The organism is Trinickia sp., assembly GCF_051953955.1.
Classification (GTDB): Bacteria; Pseudomonadota; Gammaproteobacteria; order Burkholderiales; family Burkholderiaceae; genus Trinickia.
Genome location: NZ_JBQCIF010000102.1, coordinates 39,449 through 47,114, shown reverse-complemented (window position 1 = coordinate 47,114; position 7,666 = coordinate 39,449). Strand labels below are relative to the sequence as shown.

Annotated in this window: 8 protein-coding genes; 1 reads left to right on the top strand and 7 read right to left on the bottom strand. The window is 59.4% G+C overall.

Features of this window, described 5'->3' with window-relative positions:
* Window positions 1–112 precede the first annotated feature (112 nt).
* The 7 genes from ACTHNZ_RS19610 to ACTHNZ_RS19580 form a co-directional block, all read right to left on the bottom strand.
* Window positions 113–595 (bottom strand): hypothetical protein, encoded by a 483-nt coding sequence (locus ACTHNZ_RS19610; protein ID WP_440544234.1) that lies wholly within the window; start codon window positions 593–595, stop codon window positions 113–115.
* A complete protein-coding gene (locus ACTHNZ_RS19605) occupies window positions 592–1,065 on the bottom strand; it encodes a cupin-like domain-containing protein (protein ID WP_440544233.1) in 474 nt (157 codons plus the stop codon). The genes ACTHNZ_RS19610 and ACTHNZ_RS19605 overlap by 4 nt, the downstream gene beginning before the upstream one ends.
* Window positions 1,066–1,089: 24 nt before the next feature.
* Complete coding sequence (locus ACTHNZ_RS19600) at window positions 1,090–1,317, bottom strand: hypothetical protein (RefSeq protein ID WP_440544232.1); 228 nt, start codon at window positions 1,315–1,317, stop codon at window positions 1,090–1,092.
* The gene (locus tag ACTHNZ_RS19595; RefSeq protein ID WP_440544231.1) at window positions 1,314–3,119 is read right to left on the bottom strand and encodes an ABC transporter ATP-binding protein; all 1,806 of its coding nucleotides are present in this window, start codon (window positions 3,117–3,119) and stop codon (window positions 1,314–1,316) included. The genes ACTHNZ_RS19600 and ACTHNZ_RS19595 overlap by 4 nt, the downstream gene beginning before the upstream one ends.
* A gap of 67 nt (window positions 3,120–3,186) precedes the next feature.
* Window positions 3,187–4,398 carry a hypothetical protein gene (locus ACTHNZ_RS19590; RefSeq protein WP_440544230.1) on the bottom strand — a complete coding sequence of 404 codons (1,212 nt, stop codon included), beginning with the start codon at window positions 4,396–4,398 and terminating at the stop codon, window positions 3,187–3,189.
* Complete coding sequence (locus ACTHNZ_RS19585; protein ID WP_440544229.1) at window positions 4,395–5,672, bottom strand: hypothetical protein; 1,278 nt, start codon at window positions 5,670–5,672, stop codon at window positions 4,395–4,397. The genes ACTHNZ_RS19590 and ACTHNZ_RS19585 overlap by 4 nt, the downstream gene beginning before the upstream one ends.
* Before the next feature lie 86 nt (window positions 5,673–5,758).
* Window positions 5,759–5,911, bottom strand: a complete 153-nt coding sequence (locus ACTHNZ_RS19580; RefSeq protein ID WP_440544228.1) for a hypothetical protein — start codon at window positions 5,909–5,911, stop codon at window positions 5,759–5,761.
* 445 nt (window positions 5,912–6,356) lie between these two features.
* On the opposite strand from ACTHNZ_RS19580, the gene ACTHNZ_RS19575 reads away from it, so the two are divergent.
* Entirely contained in the window at window positions 6,357–7,664 is a 1,308-nt protein-coding gene (locus ACTHNZ_RS19575; protein ID WP_440544227.1) for an Nramp family divalent metal transporter, read from the top strand.
* Window positions 7,665–7,666 lie beyond the last annotated feature (2 nt).

Genomic DNA, 7,666 nt, shown 5'->3' with positions numbered 1-7,666 from the left:
CGTAGTTTGGGCGTCCCTTGCGGCTACCCGGCTTGGCTTCCGGCTCTGTCACAGTGATGTCCATCAAATCGAAAATGATGGGCACCACTTTGATGTCGCTTCTCGCCCTCGTCTATGACGGTCGTCGTGAGGCGCTTACGCCGGAACGCTTGAAGCACTGTGATATCTGCGACCTGACCCGTTGTCCGCCTGCAGCCACCGAGACACCGCTACCGACTGTGGTTTCAATTGGCGCATGCAGCAATGCAGCATCGCCGGCACGCAGCGTGTCTATATCGAACACGCTCAAAGGCCTGCCCGCCGGTTGTTGAGCCGGCACGCAAAGTCCGCCGGCAAGGGCGGGGCTCGCGTCCTCCGGCAATAGAAAATGATATTTTCGGAGTACCTCGAAGACCTCCTTACCGAGCCCCTGCGCGAGCGCCTCTTCGGTCGAGCCGGTTTCCGCGCTAAAGCTTTGCAATCGCGCCCCGATCTGGGACGTTGTGCGGAGCCGTTTCGCTCCGAATGGTCTACTGATCTCGACTCGATCGACGTCGATCGGTACGTAGCTCAACGCCGGATGCACACGATACTTCCGCCCTGCATCGGCGATCATCTAACCTCCCTAGTCAGCCACGGAAGAAGCGCAATATGGCCCTGCTCACGGACGCACGCTGCCACCGCCTCGATGATGTCCGGCGATGCAAAGTTGCGTGTCAACCCAATCGTGGGCGCGTCGTTGACGACTTCGTGCCACCAGCCGGCAGGAATGAACAGTAGATCTCCCTTCTCAATCTCAAAGTAGCGCCAGTCACCGCAATTACGGCGCGTAGCCAGCACCTGCAGAGCATGCTCGCGTTTCCGCTCGTATTGGCAGTCGCCTAGCACGGGGGGATGCAGCGCCAGGCGCTTCCTCCCTTCGATCACGGTCAGCCAAGCGTGGGTATTCAGTACATCGTAGTGCAGCGCCGTGCCCGAATTGTCGCCGCCGATCATCAGCCACAAAAGCGGTTTGAATATTTCCGCCGGGATGCGCTGCAGCGCATCCTGAGAAGCGGTTATTGGCTCAGCAAAGTCGTTCAACATATCGGGACGCTCCTCGAAAAAGCGCTACCCCGACAGGTATTGCTGGGCAAGCGGCACGTTCGGCCGCTGCAGAATCGCCTGCACATAGTCCGTTACCGTTGTAACTAGCGACGGGTTACCCGCAGCATCGCTCAATTCCAGGCGCGCGCCGGGCATCGACGCGAAGAACTGCCAATTCCAGCGCCGCTGCGCCGGCCAGAGGCGAGAGCCTCCAGGGCGCAACAGAGGTCCATTGAGCGAAAAGGCTCTCATGCTGGTGCACCTTGCAAGCCAGCATGGCCGATGGCCGCCTTTGCGGCATCGTCGCTGCCCTGGCGAATGAGGTCTCGATACAAGTGGCTGCTCTTCGTCAACTGCTCAGGGGACCCGACATCGACGATTTGTCCGCGGTCCATAACCAGGACCAAATCGACGCAATTCAGTGTTGAGACGCGATGTGTGACCACGATCACCGTCCGGCCCTGCGTCTCGTTGATCAGATGGTCGAGGATGCGCGCTTCGGAGATTGCGTCAACCGAGGAAGTGGCCTCGTCAAAGAGGAGTAACGGGGCACGCTTCACGAATGCGCGCGCGATGCTCAGCCGTTGTCGCTCGCCGGTCGACAACGCGGCTCCGCGCTCCCCGATGACAGTGTCAAGTCCGTTCGAGAGCCCTTGCACCAATGACCACGCTTCTGCCTGCGCCAGCGCGTACTCGACTGCCTCGGTGCGTATGCTCTTGGCGCCATAAGCGACATTTTCGAGCACGGTTCGATTGAACATCAGAGCGGACTGTTGAGCCTCGCTCATCGCGCCGCGCAGATCCGTGATCGATTGACCGGACAACCGGACGCCGTGCATTTCGAGTTCGCCGGAAACGGGCGCCAGTTCTCCGCGCAACACGGCCAAGAGGGTCGACTTGCCGGAACCCGACGGGCCAACGATCCCCACCTTCATCCCCGGTTCGATTTGAACGGTGACGTCGCGCAACACCAGCGAATCGCCGTAGCCAGCGGAGACCCCGGACATCGTGATACGGCCTGGCATCGGCAACGGTTGCGTGCGCGCGTCAGGCCGTGTGTCGACCGGGATGGTGGAAAGCTCCCGCAGGCTAGAGCGCAACACGCCCAGCGCGTCGAATAGATCGACAAAATGAAAAGCAACCGATTCGAAATGCCATGATAGCGAGATCACCAAGGAGCAAACCGTGATCAACTCGGGCAAGTTCAGTTGTCCCTGCAAATACTGATGAGCGGTATAGGCGGCAATCGAAATGCCGAACACCCATTTGTACGCGCTTTCGACGAGCAGGACAAATACCCAATAGCTTCGCACTTTGCGGCAAGCGTAGAGGTCACTTCCCAGAGTTTCGCCAAAGCGAGCGCGTTCCATGCGCTCGGCGGCGAAACTCCTTATCAACGGAACGTTGGTCACGATTTCCGCCAGATCCGAGATCACTTTGGCGTGTGCATCGCTCGCATCTTCAACGATGTTCATCCCTGTGTACGCCATGTAGCTGGAGAGCAGCAATGCCGAGAACATCCAGACGCCTGCGGCTACCGCCAATGATGCCGACGCATCCAGCAAGACGAGCATCGTCAACATGGTTACCGCGGCGAGTTTCACGACCGTTTCCGTTGCGGAACCGACAACGGATTGGAGGCTATTCGCCGCGACTTCCACTCGCTCGACCAAGTTACCGATGGCGTTTCGAGCCAAGGCGATCGGCTGCGCGCGCATTAGCCGTGAAGTCAAGTGATCAGTGGTGCCGATGCGTAGGTTTTGACTCGAATACATAAGCGCGAGGCTGTTCAACGCTTGCAGAAGCGGCGCTGCCATCCACAGCGCGATCAAGACGGTCAGCGTTGACGTAAGCTGTTCTGCGGGGCCGGCCATAGCGTGCTCGGTCAGACGGCCAAGCATGTACGACTGCCCTATGTGGCACATCGCGCCCAGAATCGTTGCCATCACCATTACGAGCGTACTCGCCGGCGCGCACGCGACAATCGCTGCGCAGATATAACGTCGCACGTCAGCGCCGGAAATCTCCAGCGCGATTGGCTTCGGACGTGCCACGGATAGAGACGCTAACCGAGCGAGGCTGTTCGCCCACGCCGTTTGAAGAAGGGTTCGCATAAGAGAGTTAAAGGGGTTCGACAGCTAGCCCACCGAGCCGAGAGACTGATTGAAGAAGTTCAACGAGCGCGACGCTTTCGAATCGGGCAGCTATGTGCCGCCTTAGGGTTTGGAAGGACACTTGCTCAGCGCCGTTCAGCGTTTCACACAATGCCGAAAACAGGGTGTTCGGCCTGCCCCATATCACGCGTCGACGCACGAACAACGCTTCGCGACACGCCACGCGCATAGATACGAGTGGATAGCCAACTGGGATTCGCAGCCGGCCATTGAGTATCTCCGTCTCTCGCACCGCCATAGGCGCGAGCGTGCTCATTTCCGGCGGTGTAATGACAAATCCGTTGCTACGAACGGCCGCGCGTCTAAGTTCAACGAGATCTTGCAAGGTAAATGATTGCTCACGAATAGACGAGAATGTCGGGGCATCAGGGGCGAACAGCCTCAATCCTTCCGAACACTCGAGAACGAGATCATCGGGAAAAATCGTCAGGCCAAGTGTTGCTGAAAACCTGTCCGCCCGAAGAACATGGAAGTCACCCATCGGGATAAAGAGCAGGTCGCCAGGCCTCAATACATAGCGTCTCGCATGCATCAACAGCGATGTGAATTGCGTGGTAGATAGGGCGCCGCCAGTCAATTCGATATAACGGCGGCGCGGCCAGATATAAGCGATTTTGCTTGAGGGTCCCAAGTGCCACAGCAAGGAGTGGTCAAGATCATCGTGTACACCGAACGGCGTGTAGCCATAATTACCGAAGAATGCGTAAAAATCCGTACCGCATGCGGGCGCAGCACCAAGCGCATCGAACAGCGGCGAGAGCATCTCTTGCTGCATGCGCGCCGCGAATTGCGGACACCAGCCGGTTAGCCCGTTGAACGTCGCACAAAATTCCGGACTTTCGGCGGCTAGGGCGAGCCGCTGTTCGAGCGTGAGATCTGCGCGTGCCCCCAGCGACACAAGCGCGTCAGTAAAGGTGTATCGCTGCCCGCCGTCGACCCACGCTCGCACCCTTGGCAACTCATGCGTCGAGAAGCGGGTGAACATGCGATCAATCGCGCCTAGGGTAGACGAACACCCCAGCATTTCCGCGGGCAAATGAACCGAGCTAGTAAGACCTTCCGATTTTTCGACGAGCCTGCGCGCCCATCCCCGCGCTATCGTCACATCCTCAACTGCGTCGTCGTCGCCGCCGTCGGTCTGGTCTAAGGAGCCCATCATTGCGGGACAACCGCGCCAGCGTGTACGAGGCCGCCGAGCCGATGAAGTTCGCCGAGAGCCCCCAAGACTGCGCCTTCAGAGATCAATCCTTTCACCGCAGCATGCAAATCTCGAGCAGTAAAAGGGCTTTGCGGGATGGCATCAAGCAGTGCAGCGCTTACCGCGCCGCGCTCGAGGCGGACATGGTTGCCGCGCGCAAATACCAGCAGGTCGTTATCGACCGTTAGCGTAGTAAGCGGAAAATCAGGGTCCCGGCTCAGAAGTGTCTCCGGCTTGATCACTGTCGCTCGATGGCGGGCATATGAATAGCGCAGCCAACGGCGACTTGCTGTCCGGACTTCGTGCTCCTGCCTGACGCGGCGCAGCCAGTCCGGCACTGTCCAGCCAATGGCGCCAGTCCGCGTCAATACCTGCTCGAAGGTTCCACGCAGACGCCGATCGTTAATTGCATGCTGCAGCAAGTGCGCTGTCATTTTATCGCCCGGATACTTTGAAATCGCAAATGCAACGCCGATGGAAAAATCATCGGTTCTGCCGATGTGGTACCAATGAGGTGGCAGCAAAAACACATCTCCGAGTTCTACGGAATAACTTTTCCCATAGGGGATCAGCCGTTCCGGATCAAAGCAGTTTGTGCGTGGACCATTCAACCGGTGAAAATCATTCTTACTGAACATGGTCATTGTTTTCGCCGCCAAACCAAGATGGAAGTGAACGACGGACGTGTACGGATCGTCAATGTGCACGCCAAACGGCGTATAACCGTAATTTCCGATAAATAACGTGACTTCGATCATACTGCGCTCGGCGCCCAAGACATCGATGATGGGGGAAAAAACGCGTGCACCCATACGCGCCAGCGGATCGGACCATTGCTCAGCCCCATTTACAATCATTCCGAATCTTTTTGCCCCGACTGCGCGAGTGACGAATTCACGGAAGCTTTCTCCTGAGACGGGGGAAGTAAACAAGGCCTCGTTCTCGGATCTAGGACAAAGCATGCCATCGATGTACACGCGGAAGCACCCCTTAATGGCATGCTCGAGGTCTGCCGCCATGCCGGCGAAGACATCAAAAAAGAGTGCATCGTGGAAAGCGGTCGGATCGAAGACGTTCTTTAGCAGTAGCGGAGTCATTACGCATGCGGCATTGACGGGGTCATATTCGTTGGCCTCGACATCGACTTCATGGTCGCGAAAATGCGATATGAGTGGTCGGACGCGGTTTATTGCTTCAGTGGAGATCGGGACGTAGGGGCTCGCCGCATCGGTCATTATTGACATTCTCTCTTAAGGACTGGGAGACGTAGGGGCGGCTAGCCGCCCCTCACCACTCAAGACAAGATCAACGAACCGTCGGCTTACGAGCGAATGTGGCGGACGGGCCGGCTCATCGCTAGTTGGGGCGTGTCCTCTATGACCTCCAGCCCGAGCTCTTCGACGCTCGCCTGGGCTTCAACGGTGGAAATCGGCTCGACGTTCTCAGCATCGTTTCGTTCAATTTGGTTCTGCATGGCTTTCTCCGTTCAAAGGGCTGGAAAAATAAGCGTTATCGGACGACGCATGCCACTGCGTCTCCGGCAGAGGCGAGAAACCGTCACTTCGCGGGCGGCGGAGCCCCCTTGTTCCTTCGCCTAGGTTCAAGCTTGGGGCCATCGGAGGCCGGTGCGTACCATCGACACATAAAATCAGACGGATTCGTAGGCACTCGGACGTAAACCGGCCCTGGCAGATATCGAGCGCCTAGTCTCCGCGACGCTTGACGAAGGCCGGACGCGGCCCGCGTCGCAGCGCTGCACTCGGCAAGTTCTGCGACTTGCTTACCAATCGCCCGAGCGCCATCCCAACTACGCCCCCGCGCGGGCCCCACCACATCGCCGTCATTGATAACGTCAATTTATAATCATATACCGATAGCATTATCATGAGCACCAACAGCAACACCCACCGAGGTGCGCCATGACGACTGCGCGAATGCAACTGGGAATGAGCGAACGCACGACGCTCGCGATAGGCGATGCGCTCGCCGGGCGCGGCGCGCGCAGCCCGCTTGCGCGTGTGCGCTCGGTGCTGTTGTTCGCGGGGCCGGCCGTCGTCGCGTCGATTGCGTACGTCGATCCCGGCAACTTCGCGACGAACCTGCAGGCCGGCGCCAAGTACGGCTACTCCCTGCTCTGGGTCGTGCTCGCGGCCAACGTCATCGCCATGCTGTTCCAAGGCCTGTCCGCCAAGCTCGGGATCGTCACGAACCGCAATCTCGCCGAGATCAGCCGCGAACGGTTCCCCGCACCCGTCGTTTATGCAATGTGGGGCATCAGCGAGATCGCCGCGATGGCCACCGATCTCGCCGAGTTCCTCGGCGGCGCGCTCGGCTTGTCACTGCTGCTTCACGTACCGCTCATCGTCGGCATGGGCTTGACCGGCATCGTCACCTACGCCATCCTCGCCGCCGAACGCCGCGGCTTCCGTCCGTTGGAGGTCATCGTCGGCGCGCTGATCGGCACCGTGGCGCTTGCCTACGTGATCGAATTGATGCTCGTCGACGTGAACTGGAGCGAGGCGGCCCATGGCGCATTCGTGCCGCAATTGCACGGCCCCGGCGCGCTTTCGGTCGCCGTCGGCATCCTCGGCGCGACGGTCATGCCGCATGCGATTTATCTGCACTCCGGCCTCACGCAAAACCGCGCGCCGGCGATCGACGATTGCGCGCGCCGCAAGCTTCTGCGTTTTTCGAATCGCGAGGTCGTCGTCGCACTGTCCGTCGCAGGGCTCGTCAACATGGCGATGGTCATCATGGCATCGGGCGCGTTCCACGCAGGCCACGCCGACATCGCCGAAATCGAAACCGCCTATCGCAGCCTGACGCCCTTGCTCGGCGCCGGCGCTGCGGCCGCGTTCCTCGTCTCGCTTCTGGCGTCCGGCATTTCCAGTTCGGTCGTCGGGACGATGGCAGGCCAAATGATCATGCAAGGCTTCGTCGGCTTTCACATTCCGGTCGGCCTGCGCAGGCTGTTGACGATGGCGCCCGCCTTCATCGTCGCGGCGCTCGGCGTGAACGCGACCGATGCCCTGCTCTACAGCCAAGTCGTGCTGAGCTTCGCGTTGCCCGTGCCGATGATCGCGCTCGTGATCGTCACGAGCCGGCGCGACATCATGGGCGCATTCGCCAATAGCCGGCGCGTTACCCTCGCCGCCATCGGCGCAAGCGTCGTGATCCTTGCGCTCAACGTCGTGCTCTTGCTTCAGACGTTCGGAATCGCGAACTGAGC